Raw genomic sequence first — 1,256 nt, 5'->3', positions numbered from 1 at the left:
GTGGAAGACATTGTTATTGTAGGTGCCAAGAGAACAGCCATAGGTTCATTTCAGGGCGGACTGTCTACTGTCCCGGCTACTGAATTAGGTACTACCGTTATAAAAGACTTACTATGTACCTATAAGATTAAAGCTGAAGATATTGACCAAGTTATTATGGGGCAAGTATTAACCGCGGGTTGTGGTCAAAACCCTGCACGTCAGGCTGCATTAAATGCTGGTCTGCCAAATGATGTTTGTGCGCTAACTATTAATAAAGTCTGTGGGTCAGGACTTATTGCAATACAATTGGCTGCTCAGGCTATCCGCAATGGAGATGCTGAAATAATTATTGCCGGAGGGCAAGAGAATATGTCTCTGTCACCACATATTTTATTGTCCTCACGTCAAGGAACTCGTGTTGGTAATAGTAATATCGTTGATTCAATGGTTAATGACGGATTAACGGATGCCTATAAGGGCTATCATATGGGGATCACCGCTGAAAATGTTGCTAGTCAATATAATATTTCGCGTGAGGACCAAGATACATACTCAATACTGTCTCATCGCAAGGCACTGACAGCAATTGAAGAAGGGAAATTCAAAGCTGAGATATCACCTGTTATCGTAATGCATAAAAAAGGCTCACAGGTTATTGATACTGATGAAGGGCCAAGAGTAACTGAGCCTGGCAGGCTAGCAAAGTTAAAACCCGCATTTGATTCTCAAGGAACAGTAACGGCTGGCAATGCATCTTCATTAAATGATGGTGCCGCTGCAGTCATTGTTTGTAGTGCCAGTAAAGCCAAAGAGCTGGGGTTGATACCTTTGGTGAAAATTTCTGCTTTCGCTAATACAGGTATTTGTCCCTCAATCATGGGTGTTGCACCCATTGCAGCAATTACTCAGTGTTTGGATAAGATCAATAAAGATATTTCTCAGATAGATCTCTTTGAATGTAATGAAGCTTTTGCTGCACAGTCGTTAGCCATTAAAAGGGCATTAGCTATCCCGAAAGAGAAGATCAATATTAATGGTGGTGCGATTGCCTTAGGACATCCGATTGGTGCTTCAGGTTGCCGCATTTTGGTTTCACTTATCTATCAACTGAGTGCTCGTAATCTAAAAAATGGAATCGCGGCGTTGTGTGTCGGTGGTGGTGAAGGTTTAGCAATGGCAGTGACACGATTATAGCTACATATATTAAATATCTTTCTGCCTTGATTTTATATTAGAGACTCTTATCTAAGTGAATCGCTGAATCTAAATCTGAC

At 41.2% G+C, this 1,256-nt stretch carries 1 protein-coding gene; it reads left to right on the top strand.

What is annotated here, in order from left to right:
* A partial coding sequence (locus V1952_RS21900) for an acetyl-CoA C-acetyltransferase (RefSeq protein ID WP_420075556.1) occupies nt 1–1,176 on the top strand: 1,176 nt, incomplete at its 5' end.
* Between the last annotated feature and the right edge of the window lie 80 nt (nt 1,177–1,256).

The organism is Yersinia sp. 2542 StPb PI (assembly GCF_048593855.1).
In the GTDB taxonomy this organism is placed as follows: Bacteria; Pseudomonadota; Gammaproteobacteria; order Enterobacterales; family Enterobacteriaceae; genus Yersinia; species Yersinia enterocolitica_E.
Note: the sequence above shows the minus strand (reverse complement) of the source record. Positions and strands in the feature narration are given on the sequence as shown.